The organism is Shouchella patagoniensis, from assembly GCF_002019705.1.
GTDB classification, from domain to species: domain Bacteria; phylum Bacillota; class Bacilli; order Bacillales; family Bacillaceae_D; genus Shouchella; species Shouchella patagoniensis.
In genome coordinates this window covers 3978568-4005169 of sequence record NZ_KV917377.1, presented here as the reverse complement: position 1 = coordinate 4005169, position 26602 = coordinate 3978568, and the positions used below count along the sequence as shown (strand labels likewise).

25 protein-coding genes are annotated in these 26602 nt (G+C 40.7%); 3 read left to right on the top strand and 22 right to left on the bottom strand.

Going from position 1 to position 26602, the window contains the following annotated elements; genetic code table 11:
* Nucleotides 1–92 precede the first annotated feature (92 nt).
* Together ald and alr are read left to right on the top strand one after the other, a co-directional pair.
* Complete coding sequence (ald, locus tag BK584_RS20670; RefSeq protein WP_078394338.1) at nucleotides 93–1226, top strand: alanine dehydrogenase; 1134 nt, start codon at nucleotides 93–95, stop codon at nucleotides 1224–1226.
* 83 nt (nucleotides 1227–1309) lie between these two features.
* Nucleotides 1310–2410 (top strand): alanine racemase, encoded by a 1101-nt coding sequence (gene alr, locus BK584_RS20665; RefSeq protein ID WP_139365725.1) that lies wholly within the window; start codon nucleotides 1310–1312, stop codon nucleotides 2408–2410.
* A gap of 195 nt (nucleotides 2411–2605) precedes the next feature.
* On the opposite strand, the gene BK584_RS20660 is transcribed toward alr, so the two are convergent.
* From BK584_RS20660 to BK584_RS24780, 21 genes are all read right to left on the bottom strand, one after another.
* A complete protein-coding gene (locus tag BK584_RS20660; protein WP_078394337.1) occupies nucleotides 2606–2809 on the bottom strand; it encodes a hypothetical protein in 204 nt (67 codons plus the stop codon).
* Between the two features lie 18 nt (nucleotides 2810–2827).
* On the bottom strand, nucleotides 2828–3388 hold the full coding sequence (locus BK584_RS20655; RefSeq protein WP_078394336.1) for a hypothetical protein: 561 nt from the start codon (nucleotides 3386–3388) through the stop codon (nucleotides 2828–2830).
* A 201-nt stretch (nucleotides 3389–3589) separates the two neighbouring features.
* The gene (locus BK584_RS20650; protein WP_139365724.1) at nucleotides 3590–4162 is read right to left on the bottom strand and encodes a hypothetical protein; all 573 of its coding nucleotides are present in this window, start codon (nucleotides 4160–4162) and stop codon (nucleotides 3590–3592) included.
* 92 nt (nucleotides 4163–4254) lie between these two features.
* On the bottom strand, nucleotides 4255–5163 hold the full coding sequence (locus tag BK584_RS20645; RefSeq protein ID WP_078394334.1) for a diacylglycerol kinase: 909 nt from the start codon (nucleotides 5161–5163) through the stop codon (nucleotides 4255–4257).
* A 196-nt stretch (nucleotides 5164–5359) separates the two neighbouring features.
* Nucleotides 5360–6790: an Asp-tRNA(Asn)/Glu-tRNA(Gln) amidotransferase subunit GatB gene (gene gatB / locus BK584_RS20640; RefSeq protein ID WP_078394333.1), complete on the bottom strand. Its 1431-nt coding sequence runs from the start codon at nucleotides 6788–6790 to the stop codon at nucleotides 5360–5362.
* A 14-nt stretch (nucleotides 6791–6804) separates the two neighbouring features.
* The gene (gatA, locus tag BK584_RS20635; RefSeq protein WP_078394332.1) at nucleotides 6805–8256 is read right to left on the bottom strand and encodes an Asp-tRNA(Asn)/Glu-tRNA(Gln) amidotransferase subunit GatA; all 1452 of its coding nucleotides are present in this window, start codon (nucleotides 8254–8256) and stop codon (nucleotides 6805–6807) included.
* A 27-nt stretch (nucleotides 8257–8283) separates the two neighbouring features.
* Nucleotides 8284–8571: an Asp-tRNA(Asn)/Glu-tRNA(Gln) amidotransferase subunit GatC gene (gene gatC, locus BK584_RS20630; protein ID WP_078394331.1), complete on the bottom strand. Its 288-nt coding sequence runs from the start codon at nucleotides 8569–8571 to the stop codon at nucleotides 8284–8286.
* Between the two features lie 256 nt (nucleotides 8572–8827).
* Nucleotides 8828–9337 carry an AAA family ATPase gene (locus tag BK584_RS20625; RefSeq protein WP_245808922.1) on the bottom strand — a complete coding sequence of 170 codons (510 nt, stop codon included), beginning with the start codon at nucleotides 9335–9337 and terminating at the stop codon, nucleotides 8828–8830.
* Nucleotides 9330–9821 carry a DinB family protein gene (locus tag BK584_RS20620; RefSeq protein WP_078394330.1) on the bottom strand — a complete coding sequence of 164 codons (492 nt, stop codon included), beginning with the start codon at nucleotides 9819–9821 and terminating at the stop codon, nucleotides 9330–9332. Before BK584_RS20620 ends, BK584_RS20625 begins: the two co-directional genes overlap by 8 nt.
* 71 nt (nucleotides 9822–9892) lie before the next feature.
* Entirely contained in the window at nucleotides 9893–10453 is a 561-nt protein-coding gene (locus BK584_RS20615) for a GNAT family N-acetyltransferase (protein ID WP_078394329.1), read from the bottom strand.
* A gap of 280 nt (nucleotides 10454–10733) precedes the next feature.
* Complete coding sequence (locus tag BK584_RS20610; RefSeq protein WP_078394328.1) at nucleotides 10734–11714, bottom strand: immunoglobulin-like domain-containing protein; 981 nt, start codon at nucleotides 11712–11714, stop codon at nucleotides 10734–10736.
* A 64-nt stretch (nucleotides 11715–11778) separates the two neighbouring features.
* The gene (locus tag BK584_RS20605; protein ID WP_078395772.1) at nucleotides 11779–12729 is read right to left on the bottom strand and encodes an ABC transporter permease; all 951 of its coding nucleotides are present in this window, start codon (nucleotides 12727–12729) and stop codon (nucleotides 11779–11781) included.
* A gap of 9 nt (nucleotides 12730–12738) precedes the next feature.
* Nucleotides 12739–13785 (bottom strand): ABC transporter permease, encoded by a 1047-nt coding sequence (locus BK584_RS20600; protein ID WP_437182778.1) that lies wholly within the window; start codon nucleotides 13783–13785, stop codon nucleotides 12739–12741.
* 4 nt (nucleotides 13786–13789) lie between these two features.
* Nucleotides 13790–15325: an ABC transporter ATP-binding protein gene (locus tag BK584_RS20595; RefSeq protein ID WP_078394327.1), complete on the bottom strand. Its 1536-nt coding sequence runs from the start codon at nucleotides 15323–15325 to the stop codon at nucleotides 13790–13792.
* A 76-nt stretch (nucleotides 15326–15401) separates the two neighbouring features.
* The gene (locus BK584_RS20590; RefSeq protein ID WP_281255771.1) at nucleotides 15402–16496 is read right to left on the bottom strand and encodes a BMP family lipoprotein; all 1095 of its coding nucleotides are present in this window, start codon (nucleotides 16494–16496) and stop codon (nucleotides 15402–15404) included.
* Between the two features lie 342 nt (nucleotides 16497–16838).
* On the bottom strand, nucleotides 16839–18011 hold the full coding sequence (locus BK584_RS20585) for a CamS family sex pheromone protein (RefSeq protein WP_078394326.1): 1173 nt from the start codon (nucleotides 18009–18011) through the stop codon (nucleotides 16839–16841).
* A gap of 14 nt (nucleotides 18012–18025) precedes the next feature.
* Complete coding sequence (ligA, locus tag BK584_RS20580) at nucleotides 18026–20044, bottom strand: NAD-dependent DNA ligase LigA (protein ID WP_078394325.1); 2019 nt, start codon at nucleotides 20042–20044, stop codon at nucleotides 18026–18028.
* An 18-nt stretch (nucleotides 20045–20062) separates the two neighbouring features.
* Nucleotides 20063–22312 (bottom strand): DNA helicase PcrA, encoded by a 2250-nt coding sequence (pcrA, locus tag BK584_RS20575; RefSeq protein ID WP_078394324.1) that lies wholly within the window; start codon nucleotides 22310–22312, stop codon nucleotides 20063–20065.
* 1 nt (nucleotide 22313) lies between these two features.
* Nucleotides 22314–23015, bottom strand: a complete 702-nt coding sequence (pcrB, locus tag BK584_RS20570; protein WP_078395766.1) for a heptaprenylglyceryl phosphate synthase — start codon at nucleotides 23013–23015, stop codon at nucleotides 22314–22316.
* Nucleotides 23016–23258: 243 nt separating this feature from the next.
* Nucleotides 23259–24095, bottom strand: a complete 837-nt coding sequence (locus tag BK584_RS20565; protein ID WP_078394323.1) for an STAS domain-containing protein — start codon at nucleotides 24093–24095, stop codon at nucleotides 23259–23261.
* A 123-nt stretch (nucleotides 24096–24218) separates the two neighbouring features.
* Entirely contained in the window at nucleotides 24219–24371 is a 153-nt protein-coding gene (locus BK584_RS24780) for a hypothetical protein (protein ID WP_169871420.1), read from the bottom strand.
* Between the two features lie 586 nt (nucleotides 24372–24957).
* Between BK584_RS24780 and BK584_RS20560 the strand changes: the two genes are divergently transcribed.
* Complete coding sequence (locus tag BK584_RS20560; RefSeq protein WP_078394322.1) at nucleotides 24958–25746, top strand: class I SAM-dependent methyltransferase; 789 nt, start codon at nucleotides 24958–24960, stop codon at nucleotides 25744–25746.
* Between the two features lie 13 nt (nucleotides 25747–25759).
* Here the strand turns inward: BK584_RS20560 and BK584_RS20555 are convergent, their stop codons facing one another.
* Nucleotides 25760–26593 carry an ABC transporter ATP-binding protein gene (locus tag BK584_RS20555; RefSeq protein ID WP_078394321.1) on the bottom strand — a complete coding sequence of 278 codons (834 nt, stop codon included), beginning with the start codon at nucleotides 26591–26593 and terminating at the stop codon, nucleotides 25760–25762.
* Between the last annotated feature and the right edge of the window lie 9 nt (nucleotides 26594–26602).

Here is a 26602-nt window from a genome sequence, read left to right as displayed (position 1 = left end):
CATTTTAAATATCTAGCACAATGCAATCGTTCTTTTGTGGATTTATACTAAACGTATTGAAGCACATATCCCTTTTTATGGAGGACGATGACATGATTATTGGTATCCCTAGAGAAATTAAAAATAACGAAAACCGCGTTGCAATTACGCCAGCAGGTGTTGTTGCACTCACAAAAGCAGGTCACACGATTTTAGTTGAACAAAACGCTGGTGTAGGCTCAAGCTTTGAAGATACAGATTATGCTACAGCTGGTGCTACCATTATTGCTGAAGCAAAAGACGTTTGGGCAAAATCAGACATGATTATGAAAGTAAAAGAGCCACTAAGTTCTGAGTATGTTTATTTCCGTGAAGGCTTAATCTTGTTCACATACTTGCACCTTGCTGCAGAACCAGAACTTGCTCAAGCACTCGTCGATAGTGGCGTCATTGCAATTGCTTACGAAACCGTTGAAGTAAACCGCACGCTTCCACTTCTTACACCTATGAGTGAAGTAGCTGGACGTATGGCTTCTCAAATTGGTGCTCAATTCCTTGAAAAACTAAAAGGTGGAAAAGGAATTCTTCTTTCTGGTGTTCCTGGTGTGAAACGTGGAAAAGTGACCGTTATTGGCGGCGGGGTTGTTGGTACAAACGCAGCAAAAATCGCAGTTGGTCTTGGAGCTGATGTTACATTAATCGATTTGAGTGCAGATCGTCTCCGTCAAATTGATGATCTTTTCGGTAATGACATTCAAACACTTATGTCTAACCCGCTTAACATTGCAGAAGCGGTTAAAGATTCTGACCTAGTCATCGGCGCTGTTCTTATTCCTGGAGCAAAAGCACCGAAGCTTGTAACAGAAGAAATGATTAAATCCATGTCTCCAGGTTCAGTTGTTGTTGACGTAGCTATTGACCAAGGTGGTATTATTGAAACAGTAGATAAAATCACAACACACGATAACCCGACATATACGAAGCATGGCGTTGTACACTATGCGGTTGCGAACATGCCTGGTGCTGTTCCACGCACATCAACGCTTGGACTGACAAATGTGACAATCCCTTACGCGATGCAAATTGCAAACAAAGGCGTACAAAAAGCACTTGCTGAAAATCCAGCACTTGCTCTTGGCCTAAACGTAGCGAATGGCGATGTCACGTACAGCGCTGTTGCACGCGATCTTGGATATGAGCTTGTTACTGTTGAAGAAGCCCTTGCAAAATCAACAAAACATGCTTAATAACTGCTAGCAACACGAAGCCCCTGCATCGATATGATGAGGGGCTTTCTCTGTGTTTTTTGACTTGAAAGGAGTGTTGACTTGTGAAAACAAGTAGCCACCGCAACACATTTGCTGCAATTGATTTAAACGCAATAAAAACCAATGCCACTCACTTTAAAGAATCCCTTTCACAAGGTGCTCAGCTTATGGCGGTTGTAAAAGGAGATGGATATGGACATGGTGCCCTTCCTGTAGCCAAAGCTGCGCTCGCTGGAGGCGCAACTTATCTTGGAGTGGCTATTCTTGATGAAGCGATCGAGCTTCGAGATGCTGGGATTACGGCACCCATTCTTGTATTAGGTTACACTGCTCCCGAGGCACTACAAGAGGCTGTCTCCCGCAATATTACGATCACCATTTTTAACCAAGAAGTACGTGATGCCTTACTAGATTTTATGGCTACAAGCAACCATCAAGCTAAAGTTCACTTGAAAACCGATACAGGTATGGGACGTGTTGGTGTCCAAACAACTGAAGAATTACTAGAGCTTGCTAGACCTTTAGCAAACCATCCCACAATCGAACTTGAAGGATTGTTTACTCATTTTGCTGAAGCAGATAATTTAGAATCAAGTTATACAGATGAACAATTTGAGCGTTTCCTTGGCTTTGCACATGCATTAGATGATGCGGGTATTACAATTGCCATTAAACATTGCTGTAATAGTGCAGGGACTCTCTACCATAAGGACAAACACCTTGATATGGTCCGGGTTGGCATCAGTTTATACGGCTTGCTCCCAGATGTTGCTCTTACGTTTCCTCTTCCACTTACCCAAGCTATGACGCTTTATACTAGTGTTGTGGCAATTCGCACGTTACCAAGAGGCTCTTCAATTAGCTATGGCAGAACACACACCTTGCCTTCTGAACGAAAGGTGGCAACTTTACCAATTGGGTACGCGGATGGCTTATCACGGGCACTATCCAATTTAGGTTTTGCTTATCTTGATGGAAAAGAAGCTCCGATTATCGGACGCGTTTGTATGGATCAAACAATGATTGATGTGACTGATTTACAAGCTGTTCATGTTGGCGATCTTGTCGAGTTCCCAATCGATCAAATGGCAACCTTAACCGGTACAATTAATTATGAGATTGTCTGCGCAATTTCAAATCGTGTTCCGCGAATTTATCAATAAACCTACGTTATGAATACCAGTGAAGTTGTTAGGTGAACTTGTAACAGCTTCACTGGTTTCAGTTATGGTCATCGGACGCAATGTAGACGTAAGCCATGAAAGCAATAACAATAATAAGTCCAATTGCTTTCTTTTTTCTCTCCTTTTCCACTCAATCCCTAATTTTCCCTGCTCATAATCAATCAGTTTGTCCTGCTATGCGAACACTGTAAATCTCTTTTCCAATGTAAAGAGTCGCATGCTCCCGTATAATACTAAACTTATTGAAAGAAACGAAACAAGAATAAGAGGGTTTGGACTAGCAAACATAACTAATACGATAAACACAGCTGGTACAGCCATTAAAGTAGATAATAGAAAATCCTTTCTTCTTAAAGAATGCAACTCAATTTCCGTCATTACCCAACCCTCCTTTTCTTAACTGATCACCAGAACGCCAATCATAACGATAGGGACAATGGCAATTCCAATCAGTAAACCAATTATTAGGTTTTTGAACGTAAATCCTTTTAACTCTTCTGTTGTCTTGCGATCCAATTTACGATAACCGGCGATTACACTAAGGTTAACAACAACTGTTACCAAAATAGACAGACCAATAATGAAAAGAATGAATGTTCTTGATGACAAAAATGGTTCACTAGAAAAAGGCGGCATATTTAGAAGGATAAAGAATAGGCCTAGTCCTATTTGCATAAATCCTCCCGTCAAACGACTCCGCTTCCACTCTTCTCCTAATTTCTCTTTCTCATAGTCCATCAATTTCTTCATAGAAGGAAGCAAGTAAAGCAGTTCTCTTTTTATCACAATAGCACTTATTCCAGTCAATAGGAGGAAAAGTCCGAGTCCAAATTGAATCGCATCCATACTTATATTTGTGGTCAGAAGTGAAACATAAATAATAAAAGAAATAATAAGTGCACCGTTTATCCATAACAATTGCTTTATTCGTATTTTCTTAAGTTCTTCTCGTGTCATCTTTAGCCTCCAACAGTCGTTATAAATAATTCAAAATCAAATTATAAATGATAATAGTCAAAATTAATTACTGGCTTTTTCACATAATGGCGATCCACACTTAAAGTAAAAGACAGGTATAGGATAAACATGACAAGTAATAGAATACTTTTTCCAACATTCCTACTTGCCGCTCCTCATCGTATTCCTGTCTACTCTCTCTTATAAAAAGAACATCATACCAGTTAGAGATGTCAATACGACCAACCATGCTACTCCAATACCGATTATCATGTGCAGCGTTCTCCCATGAAGCTCAATTCCACGGTGCCCCCCTCCGGTCCATGTATCAATCGTACGCCCCTTGGAGATTGTACTGTAATTGATTAATAGAGCAAGCACGGCCGTCATTCCTATTAAAAATATACGCGTGTCTTCATCCAACGTCCACGAGCTTCCAGCAAATTGCGTTTGGCTTAAAAAACCGATTACAAGTGCCATTGCTATTTGTACAATTGCATCGAATTTTCTTCTTCGCTTCCATTCATCTGGACCAAACATGATTTGTTCGTGTGTGAGTAAGAAGCGTTTCCACTTAAAAACAGACATAGGTTTATTTATAGTCATAAGCCGCAATCCATTATAAGCGATAACAAGAAGTGCCAAAACAACTAATAGAGCATTCATGTCTACTTGCACATATACAAACACAAGTGACAAAAGCAATAGTAAAAGCAAATATCCGTTCATCGCAAGAAGTTCGCGTACTCGTGCATTTCTTAGTTCATGATCCATTTCACACACACCTTTTCCTACATTCTCCATACCCTATTTTCTCTCGCTTCATGCAACATGTCAAAAAGCCTCCCTGTTAAGGAAGGCTTTCACTATTTGCGTTTTCGCTCTTTAGGCATTAGCAAATTAAAGTGATGATACATATTCACAAACTCCGCAGGGAGAATGCCTCCACGTTCACCGTCTAAGTTCAGCTGCATCTTATGATTGTCAAACAATGACACTTTAATTCGGTTTGCTTTGACGTACATTACTTTCGGATGGTTAATATGTTCGCCACGTAATGCCAGAGAGGCTAAATGAACGAATTCTGGAAACGACGTTTTTTTAACAACAATAAAGTCAAACATACCATCTTGAAGTGATGCATCTGGGCATAACTTTTCAAAGCCACCAACAGAATTTGTGTTGGCAACCAAAAACATCATGATTTCCCCTTCAAACAACTTGCCATCATATTCAATATGAACAGCAGTTGGTTTCACCTGAGGAAGCTTCTCAATTCCTTTAATATAATATGCAAGTTGTCCGACCATTGTTTTAAGCTTTGCAGGCACTTCATATGTAAGTTCTGTTAATGTTCCTGCCGCAGCAATATTTGTAAAATACTTCTGGTTCATTCGCCCAATATCAATCGGCTCGTAGTGGCCTTCACAGAGCACATCACATGCCTTCTCAATGTCCCGTGAAATTTCAAGAGCGCGGGCAAAATCATTTGTTGTCCCAGCTGGAATGATGCCGAGCATTGGACGCTTTTCTAAATCAGCTAAACCATTAACAACTTCGAAGATTGTCCCATCTCCACCTGCTGCAATTACAAGGTCAAAACCACGTTCCCCTGCCTGGCGAGCCGCCCGTATCGCACAACCTTCTTCTGGCGTTGTCGCGTGAGCAGATGCTTCATAGCCTGCATTCTCAAGGCGATTTAATATGTAGCTGAGGTTTTTCTTCAGCTGTTCTCTACCAGAGCTTGGGTTATAAATTAATCTAGCCCGTTTCATCGCAATCCCTACTTTTCCCTTATTACCTTCTACACCATTTCTATTGTACTAAACCTGGTACCAAAATGGTGCATAAATGATCATCAAACTATGTAAAACCTAGGAAACATCTTCCTTATTCTTCCCGTATTTGACAATCAATAAACACTTGGCAATAAAAAGCAAGAGAACACCATCGTTCTCTTGCTTTTGCCGCTTAACGTTTTTCGATCTCTTCAAGCAAAAGCTTGTTGACCATCGGCGGGTTTGCTTTCCCTTTTGTTGCTTTCATAATTTGGCCGACTAGGAAGCCAATCGCACGGTCTTTTCCATTCCGATAATCTTCAATGGATTGTCCGTTGGCATCAAGCACCTCAACAACCATTTTACGAAGTTCACCTTCATCGGAAATTTGAACAAGCCCTTTATCCTTAACAATCTGCTCTGGATTTCCGCCTTTTTCTACTAATTCTTTTAACACTTTTTTCGCGATTTTAGAAGAAATCGTACCACCTGAAATCAGTTTAATCATCCCAGCTAGTCCATCTGGTGTTAGTGCAGAGTCTTGTAATTCCTTTTGCTCAGCATTTAAGTAAGCGAGTACTTCACCCATCAACCAGTTTGAAACAAGCTTCGCGTCAACACCTTTTTCAATTGTCTCTTCGAAGAAATCGGACATTTCTTTAGTGAGTGTCAGCACGTGCGCGTCGTAGGCAGGTAGATGAAGATCCGTTACATAGCGCTCTTTTCGTGCATCTGGTAATTCCGGAATTTCACTTTTGATCCGTCCTTTCCAATCGTCATCAATGTAAAGATTAACAAGGTCTGGCTCCGGAAAGTAACGGTAATCATCCGATCCTTCTTTGATACGCATGAGAATGGTTTTATTCCCTGCTTCATCATAGCGACGCGTTTCTTGTTCAATGATGCCACCTGAAAGAAGAACTTGCTCTTGACGCTTTTCTTCGTATTCAAGTCCTTTACGAACGAAGTTAAATGAGTTTAAGTTTTTCAACTCTGTTTTTGTACCAAACTTCTCTTGGCCAATTGGACGCAAAGAGATATTCGCATCACAACGAAGTGATCCTTCTTCCATCTTACAGTCAGATACACCTGTGTATTGAATAATCGCTTTAAGCTTCTCCAAGTACGCATACGCTTCTTCTGGTGTACGGATATCAGGTTCAGATACAATCTCCACGAGTGGCGTTCCTTGACGATTGTAGTCCACTAGTGAATGACCATCACCAGAGTGCGTCAGCTTACCAGCATCTTCTTCCATATGAAGACGAGTAATCCCTATCTTCTTCTTCTTACCGCCTACTTCAATCTCAATCCAACCATGCTCACCTATCGGCTTATCAAATTGAGAGATTTGATAAGCTTTGGGATTATCTGGATAGAAATAGTTTTTGCGGTCAAATTTTGTATCAGTAGCTACTTGACAATTAAGTGCCATCGCTGCTTTCATCGCAAAATCAATCGCACGTTTGTTTACAACTGGTAACACACCAGGGTAACCAAGATCAATGACGCTTGTATTCGTATTCGGGTCAGCACCAAAGTGGTTTGGGCTTGGCGAAAAGATTTTTGATTCGGTTTTTAGTTCAACGTGCACTTCGAGTCCAATGACTGTTTCAAAGTTCATTTCAAGTCCCCCCTTTACAATGCTGGCTTCTCTTTAGAGAAGGCCGTTGCTTTTTCATATACGTCTGCAACACGGTAAATCGTTGCCTCGTCAAAGTTCTTACCGATGATTTGTAAGCCAAGCGGCAATCCGTCTTGGAATCCACATGGTAAGGACAATGCAGGAACACCCGCAAGATTGACAGGGATTGTTAAAATGTCATTTGCATACATCGTCATTGGGTCAGACATATTGTCACCAATTTTAAAGGCAGGTGTTGGTGTTGTTGGTCCAATAACAACGTCATAGTTTGCAAACACATCATCAAAATCTTTTTTAATTAACGTACGTACTTGCTGCGCTTTTTTATAATAGGCATCATAGTAACCAGAGCTTAATGCGAATGTTCCAAGCATAATCCGACGTTTAACTTCGTCACCAAATCCTTCAGAACGAGTGTTTTTATACAAATCAAGTAAGTTATCTGCGTTGTCAGAGCGATAGCCATAACGAACACCATCAAAGCGTGATAAGTTAGATGATGCTTCAGACGAAGCGATCACGTAATAAGCAGCGAGTGCATACTTCGAATGTGGCAGTGACACTTCATCCCATACCGCTCCCTCTTTTTCTAAGACAGCAAGCGCATCAAGCACGGATTGACGTACTTCTACACTAACTCCTTCGCCTAAATACTCAGATGGTACGGCAATGCGTAGTCCTTTTATATCACCCGTAAACGTTTCACTATAAGGAGGAACAGGTAATTGCGCTGACGTTGAATCTGAAGGACAATGTCCAGCAATCGCTTCAAATAAAAACGCATTATCAGCTACATTACGCGTAATCGGTCCAATTTGGTCAAGTGAAGAAGCAAAAGCTACTAGTCCATAACGCGATACACGTCCATATGTAGGTTTTAATCCAACAACACCACAGTAAGCAGCTGGTTGACGAATCGATCCACCCGTATCAGACCCAAGCGTAAATGGCACTTCTCCTGCCGCAACGGCAGCTGCTGAACCACCACTTGATCCGCCTGGAACATAATCGGTGTTCCATGGGTTTGTTGTGGTTTGGAAAGCAGAATTCTCATTTGAAGAGCCCATCGCAAACTCATCCATGTTAATTTTACCAATTGTTACTGTTTCCGCCGCACGAAGTTTATTCATCACTGTTGCATCATAGATTGGATCAAAATTTTCAAGTATTTTACTTGAACACGTTGTCCGTAGTCCTTTTGTAACAATGTTGTCTTTAATCCCAATTGGCATTCCAAACAAAATGCCTTTCTCACTAGCGTCAACCTCGTCTAATTGTTTTGCAAGGCTACGAGCACGTTCTTCATCCAGGGTTAAAAACGCTTTTATTTTTGAATCCACTTCAGAAATACGCTTATAAGACGTATCAACAAGATCAGATACGTTAATTTCTTTTGCTACAAGTTTGTTATGTAGCTCTGTTAATGAATGATCAAATAATGACATACTGGTCCCCCTATCTTCACTTCAATCTTAAAATACGGATGGTACACGTACTTGACCATCTTCATGGTCAGGTGCATTTTTTAACACGTCTTTAACATCAAGACCTTTTTCAGGTTTATCATCGCGAGTGACATTATGCTCATTTCTCACATGCGTTGTTGGTATAACACCTTCTGTATCCACTTCGTTCAGTTTTTCAGCAGCTGTTATAATTTCTTCCAGCTGCCCACGAAATCTTTCTGCTTCTTCATCTGTAATCGCTAAGCGAGCCAGATGAGCCACATGCTTTACTTGTTCTTGTGAAATTCTAGACATTCTTGGCACCTCCAAAACGGACTTGTTGACAATAAGACTAATGATACCAAATTCATGAAGGGCAAGCAACAAAGCAAGCGTTGCCAATAAAAGAAATAAAACTAGACTTCTGTTTTAAAGGTAGTTGACTATCTCCTCTTTTAAAAATAGATGATGCTTTTCTCGCTTTCACCAAACACATCACTTTTCAAGAGTGACGGTAAAACCCCCATGACACACTAAGAACCACAGCCTTTACAAGGTTGTGGTTTTCCGGTTAGACTCCAATTTCCTCTAGACAGTTGATCGTGCAAACTTTTTCTTTAAACGGTTCAAGCATTGCTAAAATAAGATCCCGTTCTCTTATTTCATAATCATCATTCCATTTGAACATAGCCTGAAGCATCTTCATAGACGGGACGTAATTCGCCTCTTCTAGCCTTTGTTTTTGCTTATTGTAACGACTTAAAATTTGTGCCAAACGTACTTTATATGGTACATCAAGCAAGATGATGAAATCAGCTTCCCTCAGTCCATCGCCTACCCAGCGGTGGACCCCTTCAATAATCCATTTATTCCTTTTGACTATATCAGAAAAAAGAGCATCCCTTTCCTCAACTTCTCGACGCCTATCGCTTCTCCCTACTCTCCTCTCCCAAACAATATTGTCAAGTTCATAGGTTGGGATCTCTAGCTGATTTGCTAATTTTCTAGCAAGCGTTGTTTTCCCACTGCCGACAGGACCGATAATGTGGATTTTTTCAGCTGATTTTAGTCGCTTAATCAAGATGCGTTTTATTTCGTGCTAAACCTCTTCCAATTACATTCGCACTTATTGGATCTCTTCCCATTTCCCTTGCCCAAACTGACAATTGACCAATGTGGTGAATTTCATGAGCAATAATATGCCGCATGATCTCACCCCATGTGTCTGTATCAACAATTCCACTCGGTCGCTCATCGTGATAAAGATTGGTTTCCATACGATCACTCCAACCTTCCACAAATACCTTTACATCTTGATGTAACACTGCGTCTAGTTCTCGAATCTCCCTTAAACGTTTATAACGTTCAAAAGACTCCATCAAGTCTGGCTTTCCTTCCATTAATCGAATCCAACTCCACTCGACATCGATAATATGAAAGAGAGTTTTTAATATCCCACCTACTCCCCCCGTTCGCTCAGCAAGCAACTCTTCTTCACTTAAACCCTCACACCAGTCATACCATTCATTACGCACTTGCCAATTATATTGAAAAAACGTCTTCATACATTCCCTCCTTCGTCAAATCCCTTACAAACACATCATTAATAGCCTCGTACAGACGAGACGTAAATTAATTATATGGTTATCGCGTACACGCAAGTATCGGTCAATGAGTTGCCATCTAATGAACGTTCATCGTTTTTTAAAATTCCTTCAAGTGTAAAACCAACCCGCTCGGCCACTGCACTGCTAGACTTGTTCTTTGGATCACACCGGATTTGAACACGCCTGGCTTTTAATTGTGTAAAAGCAAAATCAGCAATGCCCTCCACCGCCTCAGTAACATACCCTTTCCCACTATGTCGCGTATCAACCCAGTAGCCAATTTCAAATTTTGGTACCGTCCAATCAATTTGATGAAGTCCACTCGATGCAACAAGTTCTCCAGTTTCTTTTTCAAACACAAGCAAGCGTAAATCTTCTCGTCGTAAAAACTTCACATGCGCGTCACGAATATTCGCTTCTACTTCATCTACTGTCTGTTGTCGTCTCGCAAACGGCAACCATTGGCTAATCTCTTTTTTAGACGCCTCGATTGCTTCATACATAACTTTACCGTCTCCAGGCATCGGCATTCGGATATAAAGCCTTTCTGTGTAAAACTCATCTGGAAAATCTAGTAATATCGGATTCATTCAGTCTCCTCCTTACAACCACCATAGGAATCTACGCCCACCTAAGTCAGTGAATGTGAGAGCGGGCGTTTGCGTTTGCATTCACAACAATTCCACTTTTTAAAAGCAAACCTTAATGGTACAGCTACTTCATTGGATAAAATTCGCGGCAACATCTTAACTAAGCGAACGACATCCACAAATAAATAAGTAGCTTCATGTCAAACCCATTCATCAGACTAAACTTTTATTAGTGTTTTTAAATTTATCAGAAATTTAATTACAGAACAAGCTTTTCTTTCTACTCGATCGTAAACTCAGCTGCAAGGATTTGTTCGCCATCACCATTACTTGAATAAAACGATTTTAACACCCGATATTCGCCAGCATGGAATTCACTAATATCCACAACATCTCGATGTTGACTTCCGATAGGCATTTCAATTCCAATGTCATTAAATGCTATCTCTAACGGGAGCGGTTGCCACTCTCCATCTTCCTTTTTCTCAATTGCATACGATTTACCCGTTAATAATTGAATTGGGCCCTCATTGTGTAATTGTAAAATTGCACTGTTATCAGAAGTTGAATAGATCCTTTGATCCATTTCTAGTGAGACGTTCATTTCTGGAATCGGGACGTATATATACGAAATTCGAGTATCTTCGACTTCACCTTCATCACTTAAAATCTCTGCGCTTAATAAATAAGCCACGTTTTCTTTATTAGGTAACTCACCTGTATAAATCGTTTCATTATTGTCTACTTTTTCAACGTAAACCGTTTCTTCTTTAACCACTTCGTGACGGTTATAACCATCTCGTTCTGTTAATTGAATGCGCACATCTCGTTCTATCGGTTCACCATCCTGCTTATGACCGATAAAAACGACTTCAAACGAACTACTTGCCTTCTGTTCACCCACTGTTAGACCATATCCAAGAATTCCGCCACCATCTGCAAAAAACCATTTACCCGTTGGCTGTTCATACTCAAGTTCTTGCCAAACGTCTTCTGGATAAAATTCCAGGAAATCCGACATCAATTCTTCTTGAACAACAGGCTCATGATCTAGTCCGTCACCAATTCGTGAAGACAAATCACCGTATGCTTCTTGTTGAGTACCGCCACTACCGTTCAAAAATGGATTCAGGTTATCACCACACCCAGTAGAAAAAGTTAGTACAACTACACTTATAACCATTCCAAAAACGCTTCTTTTAGTCGAGAAGTCCAGAGATTCCCCCTCCTTTTGCTCATCCAAAAGTATTGGTTCTACCATAACAAATCCACATAATTAAACAAGAAAAAGATGAGCTGCTATTGAACAACTCACCTTTTCTATTTTACCTTGCCCCTTTTATATAGGGAGCACCAAGCGCTTTTGGTCCATCAGCTCTCCCCACAAAACCAGCAAGAGCGAGGATCGTTAATACGTACGGCGCCATTAATAAAAACACAGGTGGAACATTTGATAAAAACGGCAAGGATGGTCCAACTACACCTAATGCTTGCGCGAGACCAAAAAAGAGCGCAGCACCAATGACACCGAGGGGATGCCATTTTCCAAAAATTAGTGCGGCAAGTGCCATAAAGCCTTGACCTGCAATCGTTGTTGCAGAGAAATTACCGCTAAATGTCGCAGCAAAAACAGCTCCTCCCAGACCACCGAATACACCAGAAAGCATCACGCCGATGTAGCGCATCCGCAACACTTTAATCCCCATTGTATCAGCCGCTTGAGGATGCTCCCCAACAGAACGAAGGCGCAAACCAAAAGGTGTGTAGTAAATAACATAATAAACAAGCAGTGCAAGCGCAAATGCAAGAAAAGATGTCGCATACACATTAGAGAAGAACAGCGGACCAATCACTGGAATATCACTTAAATAAGGCAAGTTAAACCGGTAAAATCGATTGCTAATATATGCTGTTTGTCCACTTCCATCGTAGAGCAATTTAATCGCATATACTGCAACTCCTACAGCTAAGAAATTAAGAGCAACCCCACTTACTACTTGGTCTGCCCTGAAATGAATGGACGCAACCGCATGAAAGAGCGAGAAGATCGCACCAAGAATTGCTGCCGCAGCAAGCCCAATCCATACAGAAACGGCTCCGACACCTGACGCTTCAAGCGTCAACGTTGTTACAATAACAGTAAAGGCACCAATTACCATCAACCCTTCAAGCCCAATATTAATGACGCCAGAACGTTCACTAAACAACCCACCAAGAGCGACTAGCATAATTGGCGCTGCCGAATAAATCATCGTTGAAATAATGAGAGCAAGCATATCCACGGGTTACTTCTCCCCTTTCTTGCGCTTATTCAAGATTGCGCGAATAATATAGCTTGATGCAACAAAGAAAATAATTAACGCAATCACAATGCTAATGAGATCCTCTGGTACGTTCGTTTGCTGATTCATCGTTAAGGCTCCTGATTTTAAGCCACCAAATAAAAACGCAGCTAAGAACACGCCAAGTGCTGTATTTGCTCCTAGCAAGGCAACGGCGATGCCCTCAAAACCAACACCAGAAAAGCCCGTTTGGATACTCATATAACCGAATGTGCCAAGGCCTTCTGCCGCTCCAGCTAGTCCCGCAAAAGCACCAGCTATAACCATTGAAAGAATAATATTACGGCTTACATTCATTCCAGCATAATTTGAAGCGTCTCTGTTGTAACCAACAGCTCTCAACTCATAGCCTTTTGTTGTCTTGTTAAGGAAAAACCACATAAATAAGCAAGCCAATATAGCAATAACAATGCCGTAATGAACACGTGAATACTCTGTAAGAGACTGCAAGAAGGATGAGCCAAGCGATGCACTCGGATAAATACCTTCTGTACGCTCTCCCGGTATAATTAAATACGCTCGAATAATTGCATTAACCATATATAAAGCAATGTAGTTCATCATAATGGTAACAATCACTTCATGGACATGTAGCTTTGCTTTTAATAAGCCTGGGATAAATGCCCATAAAGCTCCTGCAAGAGCTGCCGCAGCAATTGATAACGGCAAATGAATAATCATTGGCGCTTCAAAAGCAGCCCCGATGTACACAGCTGTCAGCCAGCCTACCATTAACTGACCTTCTACCCCTATATTAAATAAGCCAGAGCGATACGCAAACGCAACGGATAACCCCGCTAAAATGAGAGGTGTCATCGTCCGAATCAATTCTCCAATATAATAACTATCCCCAAACATCCCTTCTAATAAAGCGCTGTATGCGTCAATTGGATTATACCCCGTCACAAGCATTAGAATTGCGCCTACGAACAGCCCTAGAAAAGTAGCCAGAACTGGGATGAGCAACCCCATCGCCTTCCCTTTGAACAAACGATTAATGTTCACTTTGTTCCACTCCTTTTGCACGTTCTCCCCCAGCCATTAATAGCCCAAGCTCTTTTTCATCCGTTTCATCCGCTTGAACAATATCGACAATCTTCCCATCATAAATAACAGCGATACGGTCACTGACATTTAAAATCTCATCAAGTTCAAACGACATTAATAAAACTGCACGACCTTTATCTCTTTCTTTAACAAGGCGGCTATGAATTGTCTCAATGGCGCCAACATCAAGACCACGTGTAGGTTGAGCGGCGATAAGCAAATCAGGAGAGCGATCAACTTCTCTTGCAATAACGGCTTTTTGTTGGTTTCCACCAGACAAAGACCGAGCAAGTGTCTGAATGGACGGTGTCCGCACGTCATAATCTGTTACTAATTCCTGCGCTTTCTCTTGAATGGCATTCTCATTAATAATGCCACCTTTAGCGTACGGTTTTTTATAATACGTTTGTAACACCATGTTTTCTTGAATTGAAAAATCAAGCACGAGTCCAAGCTTATGGCGATCCTCAGGAATATGACCAATCCCCGCTTCTGTTACTTTTCTTGGGCTTTTTTTAGGTAGTTCAATTCCATTTAACAACACATTCCCGTCTTGAACGGGACGAAGCCCTGTGATCGCTTCAATCAATTCCGATTGACCATTGCCTTCCACACCAGCTAGCCCTAAAATTTCACCTGAACGAACAGAGACGTTTAACTGTTTAACCATCTCTACTCCGCGATTATCTGTGACAACAAGATTGTTTACTTTTAATACTTCATGTTTCGGTTCTGCCTTTGACTTATCAACGCTGAAGTTCACTTCGCGTCCAACCATCATTGCTGCAAGCTCATTTGTTGTTGCAGAGGCCACTTCAACAGTACCAATTCCTTTTCCTCGACGAATAACTGTACAGTGATCACAGATTTGCTTAATCTCTTTTAATTTGTGCGTAATAAGGATGATTGACTTACCCTCTGCTGTAAGTTTTTTCATAATGCCCATTAACTCTTGGATTTCTTGGGGGGTTAACACAGCTGTTGGTTCATCAAAAATGAGGATATCTGCACCACGGTACAATGTTTTTAAAATTTCTACACGCTGCTGCATCCCAACTGAAATATCTTTTATTAATGCTTTTGGATTAACAGCCAGGCCATATTGCGCTGAAAGAGCCGCAATTTCTTTTTCTGCTATCCGTTTATTCATTCGACCGCCCTTTGTTGGTTCAGAGCCCAGAATGATATTCTCGGTAACCGTGAATGTATCGATTAACATAAAATGTTGATGAACCATACCAATTCCTAGATTATTTGCTATATTCGGATTTGTGACCTCTACTCGCTCACCACGAACTCGAATTTCACCTTTCTCTGGCTGATACAATCCAAATAAAACGTTCATTAAAGTTGATTTCCCAGCGCCATTTTCACCAAGTAATGCGTGGATTTCACCTTTTTTTACACGCAAGTTAATGTTGTCATTTGCGACTATACCAGGAAACTCTTTACGAATTCCGTCCATTTCAATGACATATTCCATGATAGACAACTCCTTTCCTATCTTGAGACAAAAGAAAGACTAGTTTACGAACAACTAGCCATTCACTATTATGAACCTATTCATTCATCCACTCATTAAATTCATCATCTGTTTTAGGCACTTCAATTTCACCATCAAGAATTTGTTGCATGAAGTCATCCATTGCCTCAATCATTTCCGGGGTTAGGTTGTCTCCTGTTGTTGCATAATCAATACCGTTGTCTTCAATACCATACTCAAGTACTTCTCCACCTGGGAAATTTCCTTCAAGCGCCATTTCAGAAACTTCTTGAACAGCGGTATCAACTCGTTTCACCATTGATGTAAGCGTGACAGACTGCTCATCTTCGTAAACGCCTTCTTCGTATTGGTCTTTATCAACCCCGATTGCCCATACATCTTCACCATTTCGAACGCGCGTGATCGTCTCAGTAAATAAGCCATTCCCTGCATTACCTGCTGCGTGATAAATAACGTCAGAACCCGTTGTGTAAAGTGTATTAGCAATATTTTGTCCAGCTTGTGGATCAACAAATGATTCTGCATATTGAACAATCACTTCTGCATCCGGATTGACCGCATGAACTCCAGCTTTAAATCCATTTTCAAACTTTTTGATTAGCTCACTCTCTACGCCACCAATAAAACCAACTTTATCTGTTTGGGTTTGCATCCCTGCAGCTACACCAACAAGGAATGAACCCTCATGTTCTTTAAACGTGATGCTTGCTACATTATCTAAATCAGGTACGACTGTATCGATAATCGCGATATTTGCGTCCGTAAATTGTTCACCTACTGTTTTAACAGCATCTTCCATTAAGAAACCAATTGCCCAACTAATGTCTGTACCTTCTCTTGCTAGTGAGCGTAAATTGGGTTCAAAATCGGCTGCGGCACTCGATGTTACATAGTCATAATTTGTCTTTTCTTCAAGACCATTTGCATCCCCGAATGCTTTAAGACCTTCCCATGAAAATTCATTAAATGATTTATCGTCGATCCCGCTTAAGTCTGTTACCATTTTTGCTGTGAACTCTGAATTTTCTCCATCGTTATCTGACCCGCTGGCGTTACTGCCATTGCTTTCATTCGAATCTGCCTGCCCGCACGCAGCAAGCGTTATAACTGATGCAAGACTAATTGAAACTACCATCATCCATTTTTTCACGTAATATCCTCCTAAAGCCCCGTTACAGGAAGCCTTTTTCTTAAATTGGCTAATTACAGGGAAATAAAAGACATAAGTCCCATTTGTTTAACCAATCATACTATAGCACAAAACTAACGAAAAAATAGCTTTTTGTAAAAAAATATCCGTATAATCATCTATAATAAACACGAAACGTTTATATGTAAGCGTATTATTATATCACAAAAAGATATTTCCCAATTAAATGTATGTTTTTTGCTATGTATTCGTTTTCTTTATTTGGAAAACGTTTCATACGAACTGTTCAAAAAAAGGCTTGTGACGATTTCGCCACAAGCCTTTCATCTATTCGGTTACATGTTATTGGATAATATGAATAAAGGTTTCGGTATTTGGGTGATAAGAAACAATACTTTCTAATGACCCTGATAAAGAAGATATATTAATATCAACGGGTACATTCTCAAAATGTTCTTCAATTCTTCCAGCAGCATACTGAGTCATTGCCACTACTTCTGCTTTTCCTTTGTATTGAATGTTCATATCAACGATTAGCTTCGTTAGCTGATTATCGTCATACCGAGCTCGTCCAACTACACCAACGTGATTATCAAAAAAAGATTGAATATCAGCTTGAAATTGAGAGAAACGCGAAGCATCGTTTTGATGCTCTTCACTTGCAACGCTGGATGGGAAATACAAATGCTTTTGATTAATATCATCCCAATTCACATTGCCGCTTGGTTCAAATACACCTACTTTAAAAAAATTGCCAGCATTGATTGAATTGCTTGGTTGCTCACTGAAGAGCGCTACAACAATTGGTACATCGCTTATGTCCTCTTCTTTATTGCTAGCACCGTTACGTAGCCGATCTACCATCTCCTCAGCAAAGGCCATCCCCTCTTCCTCCTGCTTACTGCTAGAGATTGGTACTTCACCAGTTCGGCCGTCCGCTGTAAATGAATACTCACTATAAAGTGACAACCCAAGTACAATGCCTGCTGTTACATATTCATCGTTATCATCAACGCCCATATAATTGTGTTCGAGAACATTTGATAAAACCCAAGGACTGTTTTTGTTCTTCTCAAAATCATCTTCGCCCTCACCAAGAGGCGGGTTCAAGCCACCTGGATTACCAGGGTTATCGTCAGTCGGTTCTTCGTACCGTCTAATCCAGCTTCGCAGCGTATCGCGGGTTAAATGCTCCCCCTCTTGGAAATAATGGCTGTCCGGGCTAAATGTATCTTTTGCAATATCTTCAAGACCCAGTTCGAGCCAATCTAAATCTTTTCTGCTCATGCCGAGGTCTAAGCCGTAACCACGAGTCTCACCATGTATGTAAGACCCTTCACGTAAGACATTTGAATAATAGTTCTCTTCTGACGGAATCGAAGGCACAACGCTTAACGAATCATCAACCTCCGATACGTCAGGTGCTTGCTCTGGTCCTTCATCTTGCCCATCACCAAATAAATTACAGCCAGCCAGCACCAGTAAACTAAACCCAATGATCCCCCATCGCTTCACTTAACAAGCCCCTCTCACTCTGTTTCTTCAATTGCTTCAACAAACTTGCTCTCAGACCATATCTCAATTCCAAGACTTTCCGCTTTCTTTTGCTTCGAGCCTGCATCTTCCCCCGCTACAACTAAATCTGTTTTCTTACTTACACTGCCTGTAACTGTGCCTCCAAGCGCTTCGATCTTCTCCTGCGCTTCGCCACGAGTCCAATGTGTTAGCTTTCCAGTTAACACAACGGTTTTTCCAGCAAACACTGCATCCTCTATTGACTCTGTAACATCCACTTTCTTTGGACCAGTGTAATACATATTTACACCAGCATTCATTAATTTTTCTAGCAACGAATGAACTTCTGGTTTCTCAAAATAAGAAGCAATTGAATCAGCCATCTTTTCACCAATCTCATTCACTGCAAGCAATTCTTCGACTGTGGCATTGCGCAGATGATCAATGGACTCAAATTCGTATGCCAATGTTTTTGCGGCTTTCGCCCCTACAAAACGAATACCTAAACCAAATAAAAGTCGTTCGAGTGAATTCTCTTTTGAGCGATTAATTGCCGCCAGCAAGTTATCAACCGACTTTTCACCCATCCGTTCAAGCGAAAGAAGTTCATCTCGGTCTAATTTATACAAATCAGCAACATCAGCAATCAATTCGTGTAAGAAGAGTTGGCTAATGACTTTCTCACCTAGCCCATCAATGTTCATTGCATTTCTGGAAACAAAGTGAATCAATCCTTCTCGAATTTGTGCTGGACACTTCGGATTTAAGCAACGTAAAGCGACTTCTCCTTCAATTCGATCAAGCTCACTTGAGCACTCTGGACATTCTGTAGGCATTAAAAAATCAACTTCATCACCTGTTCTTTTGTCCGTTATCACGCCAACCACTTCAGGAATAATATCCCCGGCTTTTTTAACAATAACGGTATCGCCTAACTTCACATCTTTTTCTCGAATGAAATCTTCGTTATGAAGCGATGCACGTTTGACCGTCGTTCCCGCTACTAAAACAGGATCTAAAATCGCCGTTGGTGTAACGACGCCCGTACGACCAACATTTAATTCAATCTCACGTAATATCGTTAAGACTTCTTCTGCTGGAAATTTATAAGCAGTTGCCCACCGAGGACTTTTAGCAGTAAATCCAAGCATTTCGTGTTGGCTTAATGCGTTCACTTTCACCACAACACCATCGATTTCATACGGAAGCTCGTGACGCTTTTCTACCCAACTCTCCGTAAATTCAATGACTTCCTCAATGGTAGAGCATGGTTTTGCCTCTTGGCTTACTTTAAAACCGAGTTCTTTTAAGAACGTAAGTCCTTCATAGTGAGACTGCAAATCTTTCCCATCAACGTGACCAATTGAGTAAGCAAACATTGATAAATTCCGTTTTGCCGCTATTTTCGGATCAAGCTGGCGCAAAGAGCCTGCTGCGGCGTTACGCGGATTTGCAAACTTCTCCTCACCCGCGGCCTCTTTAGCTTCGTTTAATTTTTCGAAAGAACTTTTTGGCATATATGCTTCACCACGTACTTCAATAGAGACAGGCTTGCGCAAGCGCAATGGAATGGCCGCTACCGTACGTAAATTGCTTGTAATATCTTCCCCGGTTGTCCCATCTCCTCGGGTAGCTCCACGAACAAGTTTGCCATTATCATATGTAAGTGAGACGGCAAGACCGTCAAATTTTAGTTCACACACATATGAGACATCCTCACCTACCGCTTGTTTTACACGGCGGTCAAAATCTCTAAGATCATCTGCCGAGAATGCATTGGACAAGCTCATCATCGGAACTTCATGGGTCACTTTTTTAAACGCGGATGCAGGAGCCCCACCAATCCGTACACTCGGGGAATCTTCTGTCACTAGGTCTGGAAATGCTTCTTCAAGCTCTAGCAACTCCTTCAATAACCGATCGTACTCCGAATCTGGCACTTGTGGCTTGTCTAGCACATAGTACTGGTAGCCATATTCTTCTAAAGTGGTTTGTAGCTCCTTTAAACGTTCCTCCGCTTGTTGCTTGTCCATGTAGTGATCTCCTTCTCGTTATGCTTTAGTAATTGGGGCAAATTTAGCGAACAGCCGCTTAATGCCTGTTGGCGGAGTAAAGGCAATATCGAGTTCAACCGAGTCTCCTTCTCCTTTCATACTCACAACAGTGCCTGTGCCCCACTTTTTGTGTTCTGCTTTATCACCAACAGCCCATTCAAATCCATCACCGCCAGTTGTTGTCATTGCAGAACGACCAGTTGTTTCATATACACTTGAGCGTGAACGCGCTCTTGCAGCCGCAGCTCCGGCAGCTGGACGACCACTTGCGCCCTTTGTCCAGTCAGGCATACCATTATTGTTCTCAAGTAGTTCAACTGGAATTTCCGAAATAAATCGCGAGGCGGGGTTCGTGTTTGTACGACCATACAACGTTCGCATTTTTGCGCACGTTAAATAAAGTTGTTTTTCCGCTCTTGTAATACCGACATAAGCAAGGCGACGTTCTTCTTCCATTTCTTCTTCTTCAAATAAGGATCGGTTATGAGGGAAGATTCCTTCCTCCATCCCGATTAAGAAAACATAAGGGAACTCTAGTCCCTTAGCAGAATGCAATGTCATTAACGTAATCGCATCTTTTTTTACTTCATCATCATCTTTATCAAGTTGATCGATATCGGCTACTAGAGCTAAGTCTGTTAAGAAAGAAACTAGATCTTTCTCTTCACTACGCTTCTCAAATTCTTGCGTAACCGTTATAAACTCATCAATATTCTCAAGTCGAGATTGCGCTTCAATCGTTTGTTCTGCTTTTAACATCTCACGGTAGCCTGTTTTTTCAAGAAGTTCTTCAGTAAGCTCAGTAACGGACAAATAGTCTTGCATCTGAACCCAGTTTTTCACTTGATCCCGGAATTCAATTAGCTTTGTATAAGCACGGGCTGTCACGCCAATTTGTTCCAGTTCAAAAAGCGCATTATACATAGACAGTCCATGAGTATCTGCGTAAACAGCAATTTTATCAACTGTTGTTGCACCAAGACCTCGCTTAGGTACATTTACAATCCGCTGTAAACTAATGTCATCATTTGGATTAGAAACGAGGCGTAAATAGGCGAGCACGTCTTTAATCTCTTTTCTGTCGTAGAACTTCGTGCCGCCAACAATGTTGTACTCTAAATTAGATTTAACAAAAAATTCCTCAATAATACGTGATTGAGCATTTGTTCGGTATAAAATCGCAACATCGTTATAGGTGAAACCGGCCTCTGATGATGCTTCTTTGATTCTTTCTACAACAAACTGGGCCTCCGCTTGCTCCGTTGCTGCCTCATAGACACCAATTTTTGGTCCTTCATCATTATCTGTCCAAAGATTTTTTGGCTTACGATTGCCATTGTTTCCAATGACTTTATTTGCTGCATTTAAGATTGTTTTTGTTGAACGGTAGTTTTGCTCAAGTAAAATGACGGTGGCATCAGGATAATCTTTTTCAAACGAAAGGATATTTTGAATATCCGCGCCACGCCAGCGATAAATGGATTGATCGGAATCTCCGACAACACAAATATTTTGCAAACGATCCCCTAGCATTTTTACAAGCCGGTACTGGGCTTTATTTGTATCTTGATACTCATCCACATGAATGTATTGAAATTTACGTTGATAGAATTCGAGTACTTCTGGTACATCAGAAAACAATTGAATGGTTTTCATAATCAAGTCATCAAAATCAAGCGCATTGTTTTGTTTCAACCGTTTTTCATAGTCAAGGTACACGTCAGAGGCAACTTGTTCAAACATACCTGTTTGCCCTTTGGCAAATTGCTTTGCCGTTTGCAATTCGTTTTTTGCACTAGATATCATACCGAGAATCGCTTTTGGATCAAACTTTTTCGGATCAATGTTTTGGCTTTTTAAGATTTGTTTAATGACAGACAATTGGTCAGTGGAATCTAGGATGGTGAAATTACGACTGAAACCGATCCGGTCAATATCGCGACGTAACATTCGCACACACATAGAGTGGAACGTTGAAATCCATATATCTTCAGCAATCGGACCTACTAGTTGCGCAACCCTATCCTTCATTTCACGTGCTGCTTTGTTTGTGAAAGTTAGCGCTAGCACAGCCCACGGTGGCGTACTATTATGACGCAACAAATAACTAATTCGATGTGTTAATACTCGGGTCTTTCCACTTCCTGCCCCGGCCATTAATAAAAGTGGACCATTTGTATGGGTAACAGCTTTTCTTTGTTCAGGATTCAATCCTGATAGCATGCGTTCAATAATTGTGTCTTGCATGTTATTCACCGCCTCTAGCTTCTTTAACAGCACGTACTGTTTTTAAAGCTTGTTTTAAATTATCATAAAGGGCATTCCCTACAACAACAACATCCGCATGAGCCGCAACTTCTTTTGCTTCATCTCCATTTGTAATGCCGCCACCATAAATGAGCCTTGTTTTGTTCAACACACGACTGACCCGTTTAACCATTTCAACGGGCCCTTTTGTGCCACTATATTCTAAATAAAAGAAAGGAAACTTGTACATATGCTCTGCCAACCGAGCATAGGCCATAACGTCCTCTTCTGTTAAGTCCGTTTTTGCATTCGTTAAAGAAGCTACCTTCGCCTCTGCATTTAAGACACAGTATCCCTCAATAATAAGCTCTTCCCAATTAATCAGTTCACCATAATCTTTTACCGCTGTGTGATGCTGTCCTAGTATCCACTTTACGTCTTCACTATTCATCACCGCTGGAATTAAATAATAATCAAAACCTGGTGTGATCGCTTCTAGATTTGATACTTCTAGCGCCACTGTCACCGGATATCGTCTAACGCGCACTAGAAGGGACAACGTATCATCAAGGGTAATCCCGTCCGTACCACCAACAATGACTGCATCCGTTCCTGACTCGCAAATCAATTCCAAGTCTTCATCAGTAATTTCTTTATTGGGGTCTAGCTTAAATACATGCGACCATTCATCGTAATTTTTCATGACTTGCGCTTGCCAGAAGCGCGCCCCCCTTTTTTGACCATGCCCTTTATACGCACGTTCGTTCTGCATGTCATTATATCAAAGTTCGCCTCGTATGTCCCCCAAACATTAAGTGAAAAAATGGTTCATTTTTGTTTCCATTCATACACAAGAAAAAACTCGGTAACGTGTATCCACACGTTATTCCGAGTTTACGTTATCTTCCTCATTATCGCTTACTTCTAAACGATGATCAACCGCACACTACATTGCATTAAAATTTAATTTTGATAATGCACTTGCGATTGTGGCATACACTTTTGTCCGGTTAAAATCAATGCCTAGTTGAACTGCTGTTTGCGCAATTTCTGGACGAATGCCCGATAATGAAGCAATTGTGCCTACTAGCGTAAGACCTTCAATTAATTGAAACAGCTGGTTAGCAACCATCGTATCAACAACAGGAACTCCTGACAAATCGATTAGGAGCGACTGAATCCGATTATCAACACAGCTCTGAAGTGTCTGTTCAAAAATAACTTTTGCACGATGTGTATCAATTTCACCTACTAACGGCAAAAGAGCAATCTGTTCATTTAGCTGGATAACAGGAGAACTTAACTCTGTTATCATTTCTTTTTGAGCTAACAATAATTGTTCTGACTTTTCTTGATTCCGTTTACTAAACTCAATCACAATTTGTTGAAAGGCGTGAAGAAGCAACTGGATGTATTTATTATACTCCGTAATGCTTAATTCAGGACTATGCGTTTCAACGTATGTGTCTATTGTTTTTAAATATAAGGTTTGGTTATTAAAAAATTCTTCGATTATTTCCGGCAGGGGCGTTGCTAAATGGGCCTGGTCTAAAACAATTTTATTTACCCATTGGCCAAATTCATCGTCTAAACGTTCGCTTTCTTCATTAAAGAGCTCAACAAAAATAAGATGGAATTCATGGTTTTGTTGTTTCAGCTCTTGAATTTTCTCTGGAACCGTCGAACCATATACGCCACCTTTTGTTTTATCCAACCCTTTATACCATTCTTCTGTTAACTCCCATGTATTTTCTTTTAAAAATTGATACAACGATACAGACATTTTTACTTACTTCCCCTCATCACAACTAATACATACGTGTTACATTATTGCAGGTTCATTCTCCGGTGTCCAGACGAGTGCTTTAAATAAAAAAACTCCACTCTTACCGCGGTAGAAGTGGAGTTACTCTTCATGTGATCGAATAACGTCTTGTAGTAAATCGATTTGATCATCTAAAAACAATTTATACTTATGATTTAATGGTATTTTCTGCTTCTCTTCTTCCAATCTCGCTAGTTCTCGTTTAAACAAATACAACTCATCAGATGAAAGCATACTGGTCGGCCTCATTTCTTTCCTTGTTCATAGACAGTTTATCCAAACAATTGAATAAAAAACAGCTTTAGTCGTATTTTATTCAACTACCAACATCATTGGTGCGCGTTGTTATGAACAATATAGAAAAATGGACGACTAAATAGATAAAGCTCAATCTTAGAAGAGACGCATCGAAAAACCCTGCCAACCTCACTACCAGCAATGAAAAATAAGCAAACTCAATAACCGTGAATCCTTTAGTAGCAAAGGTTTTCTGGGTTATTTTTTTTGAAAACAAAAAAAGACCTCCGCTTGTCTAAGGCGGAGGTATCCATAAGGGGGTCTATAGAAACCTGACGTGTATGTATCACGTTATATTTAAATGATAACGAATATCATTATCATTGTCAATCCTCTTTTCTCAATTAGATCAATTATTTTTTCTTTAAGTTCATTTTATACCCTAGTATGACTAAGGTCGACTCTTTATTGATAATGAGAATCGCCTTATTCATCTTGCATTAATCGACAGTGAAACTTATACTGATGAACATTCCATTTAATGATACGATAATCATATTGTTACTAGAAAGGAGAGACTAAGATGAGCGATTATGGAAGCGAGTTGTTCCAAGGAACCGCTTCCTTTTATTCGAAGTACAGACCGTTATATCCACCCTCTTTAGTTCGTTTTCTGATCCATACCTTTTCAACGAATGGAGACGGCACGATGCTTGATTTAGGGTGTGGCACTGGGCAACTAGCTTGTCGTTTTTCTGATTGGTTTGATCAGATCATTGGCATCGATCCCGAGTTAGAAATGATTCAAGAAGCTCAAGATTTTAGTTCGACGTTACGACTAACAAACACCAAATGGTTGCACGGTACACTCGATACCTACTTGAGAACCAACAATGAGGACAATTTAAAGCTTGTTACAATCGCAAAGGCCTTTCATTGGATGGACCGAAAAACAACTTTGGAACAGCTTTATCCTCGAATTGTTGCTGGCGGCGGCATCGCCATTATTGATCAATATGGACAAAAAACAGAACAATGGCAACAAACCGTTAAACATGTGACAGAGCAGTGGTACGGAAAAAAACGCCGAGCCGGCAAAACAACTTATACCCATCCGAGCATTCGTCATGAAGAAATCATTCAATCCTCTTCTTTTACGTTTGATCAAGTTGAACTTCCCTTTTATTCTTTTATATGGACACCTGAAACAATTATTGGTCATCTCTATTCCACTTCCTTTGGAGCCAAACGGTTTCTAGGTAGCCGTTCTCGCGAATTTGAGACGCACTTAACGAGTGAACTCCTTAAACTCAACGAAGATGGACAATTTACTGAACAAATTGGGATTGCTATTAAACTAGCGCTAAAATAAAAGATTCCAGCGCTTAAACAAGCGCTGGAATCTTTTCTATTTGCTCTTCATGATGGTGTTGTTCGTTCATTAAATCATACGTTAAGCAGACCGGCTTCCCTGTTCGAGGGTCTGAGACGATGCTCGCATCGATTTGGAATACGTCCCGCAATACATCCGAACACATCACATCTTCTGGAGAACCCTCTTTCATAATCTTGCCGTTGCGAATGGAAACCATATAATCAGCAAAGCGTGCAGCATGATTTAAATCATGGATAACCATTACAATCGTTCGATTCTGTTCTCTATTTAAACGTTCGAGTACTTGCAATACTTCGAGTTGATGCGCAAGATCCAAGTATGTTGTCGGTTCATCAAGCAAGAGAATATCCGTTTCTTGGGCAAGAGCCATTGCAATCCAAACTCGCTGTCGCTGCCCACCAGAAAGCGCCTCAATGGAGCGCTCCGCAAATTCGAGCATATTTGTTTGCTCAAGAGCCCACTTAATAATCTCGTGATCATAATCTTTTAATTGGCCAAACCCTTTTTGATGAGGATATCGACCATATGCCACAAGTTCTTGAACAGTTAATCCACTTGGCGCTTCAGGAGACTGTGGAAGTACAGCCATCTTTTTCGCAATTTCCTTTGTTGATTGTTTATGAATCGACTTACCATCTAAATAAACGGCTCCTTTTGACGCTTTTAGAATTCGCGCAACGGTTTTAAGTATGGTTGACTTTCCACAGCCGTTTGGTCCAATAATCGTTGTAATTTTCCCATCTGGAATATGAAGATAAAGATCGCTCACAATCTCTCTTTTTTCGTATCCAATTGATAGCTTCTCTGTCGATAAACGTGACAAAATAAGTCC

Coding starts and splice junctions, on each gene's coding strand:
- ald (WP_078394338.1), top strand. CDS start 93: ATGATTATTGGTATCCCTAGAGAAATTAAAAATAACGAAAACCGCGTT.
- BK584_RS20660 (WP_078394337.1), bottom strand. CDS start 2,809: ATGACGGAAATTGAGTTGCATTCTTTAAGAAGAAAGGATTTTCTATTA.
- BK584_RS20655 (WP_078394336.1), bottom strand. CDS start 3,388: ATGACACGAGAAGAACTTAAGAAAATACGAATAAAGCAATTGTTATGG.
- BK584_RS20650 (WP_139365724.1), bottom strand. CDS start 4,162: ATGGATCATGAACTAAGAAATGCACGAGTACGCGAACTTCTTGCGATG.
- BK584_RS20645 (WP_078394334.1), bottom strand. CDS start 5,163: ATGAAACGGGCTAGATTAATTTATAACCCAAGCTCTGGTAGAGAACAG.
- gatB (WP_078394333.1), bottom strand. CDS start 6,790: ATGAACTTTGAAACAGTCATTGGACTCGAAGTGCACGTTGAACTAAAA.
- gatA (WP_078394332.1), bottom strand. CDS start 8,256: ATGTCATTATTTGATCATTCATTAACAGAGCTACATAACAAACTTGTA.
- gatC (WP_078394331.1), bottom strand. CDS start 8,571: ATGTCTAGAATTTCACAAGAACAAGTAAAGCATGTGGCTCATCTGGCT.
- BK584_RS20620 (WP_078394330.1), bottom strand. CDS start 9,821: ATGAAGACGTTTTTTCAATATAATTGGCAAGTGCGTAATGAATGGTAT.
- BK584_RS20615 (WP_078394329.1), bottom strand. CDS start 10,453: ATGAATCCGATATTACTAGATTTTCCAGATGAGTTTTACACAGAAAGG.
- BK584_RS20610 (WP_078394328.1), bottom strand. CDS start 11,714: ATGGTAGAACCAATACTTTTGGATGAGCAAAAGGAGGGGGAATCTCTG.
- BK584_RS20605 (WP_078395772.1), bottom strand. CDS start 12,729: ATGCTTGCTCTCATTATTTCAACGATGATTTATTCGGCAGCGCCAATT.
- BK584_RS20595 (WP_078394327.1), bottom strand. CDS start 15,325: ATGGAATATGTCATTGAAATGGACGGAATTCGTAAAGAGTTTCCTGGT.
- ligA (WP_078394325.1), bottom strand. CDS start 20,044: ATGGACAAGCAACAAGCGGAGGAACGTTTAAAGGAGCTACAAACCACT.
- pcrA (WP_078394324.1), bottom strand. CDS start 22,312: ATGCAAGACACAATTATTGAACGCATGCTATCAGGATTGAATCCTGAA.
- pcrB (WP_078395766.1), bottom strand. CDS start 23,015: ATGAAAAATTACGATGAATGGTCGCATGTATTTAAGCTAGACCCCAAT.
- BK584_RS20565 (WP_078394323.1), bottom strand. CDS start 24,095: ATGTCTGTATCGTTGTATCAATTTTTAAAAGAAAATACATGGGAGTTA.
- BK584_RS24780 (WP_169871420.1), bottom strand. CDS start 24,371: ATGCTTTCATCTGATGAGTTGTATTTGTTTAAACGAGAACTAGCGAGA.
- BK584_RS20560 (WP_078394322.1), top strand. CDS start 24,958: ATGAGCGATTATGGAAGCGAGTTGTTCCAAGGAACCGCTTCCTTTTAT.